At 65.0% G+C, this 900-nt stretch carries 2 protein-coding genes; both read right to left on the bottom strand.

Translation table 11 applies throughout. The features are described from left to right. Positions 1-31: 31 nt before the first annotated feature. Entirely contained in the window at positions 32-472 is a 441-nt protein-coding gene (locus HMPREF0372_RS14050; RefSeq protein WP_007493785.1) for a phosphatidylglycerol lysyltransferase domain-containing protein, read from the bottom strand. Between the two features lie 75 nt (positions 473-547). Then, positions 548-844, bottom strand: coding sequence for an MGMT family protein (locus HMPREF0372_RS14045; RefSeq protein ID WP_039997642.1), 297 nt, complete (start codon positions 842-844; stop codon positions 548-550). Positions 845-900: the final 56 nt, after the last annotated feature.

The raw sequence follows: 900 nt of genomic DNA, 5'->3' as shown, positions 1-900 counted from the left end.
TCAAAAAATTGTCCTTGACATTGGAACCAGTTTAGTTGATGTGGTTGCGCTTGGCGTGGAGCTTCTTGCCCCCCAGCTCGGCCAGCCGCTCCACCTCGTAAAGGTAGTCGTAGCCGTCCCGGTCGGCAGTGTAGGCGAACCGGCCGGGGAAAAATTCCTCCAGCTCCGCCATCTGCCGGGGCGTGAGGCACACCAGGCGCAGGGGCTCCCCCTTCTCCGCCGCGTCGGCCTCCAGCGCACGGATGACGGCAGCAATGTCTCCGGAGCCCGCAGGGTACATATAGCTGCACCCCAGGCGGCCGCACACATGGGTCACCAGAAAATCGTCCACCCGGGCGATGCGCTGGTTATAGGCCCGGCTCCAGACGTAGAGATTGGTAAAGTTATAGTCGCACCCCCGGTAGTTGCCCCGGGCGAGCAGTTCATCCACCCAGGCCTTGTCCGCCGGGGTGGGCGCATGGAATTCGATCATGCAGGTTTCGTCTCCTTAAATTCCTAGTATGCCGAAATGATATCACGCCCGTCCGCAAATGGCAAGCAAAACCCGTCAGGCACCGTCCCACCGGCAGCCGCCCAGCTCCACCCGGCCGTCGGCGGTGAAGGGCACCCCCTCTGCCTCCAGCATCGCCCGCTGGACGCCGGGGCCAAATGCTGGGGTGGTGGAGCCGTCGGCGCGCACCACCCGGTGGCAGGGCACGCCGGGCGTGCGGCAGGCCCGCATGGCGTAGCCCACCGCCCGGGAGGCCCTGGGATTGCCCAGCATCAGGGCGAGCTGCCCGTAGGAGGCGCACTTCCCCGCCGGGATGCGCCGGACCAGCTCATAGACCCGCTCATAAAAATTCATGTCAATGCCTCCTCCGAATACCGATAACAGAAGCACGGCGGCCGCCCGAGGGGCGG

Source organism: Flavonifractor plautii ATCC 29863 (assembly GCF_000239295.1).
In the GTDB taxonomy this organism is placed as follows: domain Bacteria; phylum Bacillota; class Clostridia; order Oscillospirales; family Oscillospiraceae; genus Flavonifractor; species Flavonifractor plautii.
Note: the sequence above shows the minus strand (reverse complement) of the source record. Positions and strands in the feature narration are given on the sequence as shown.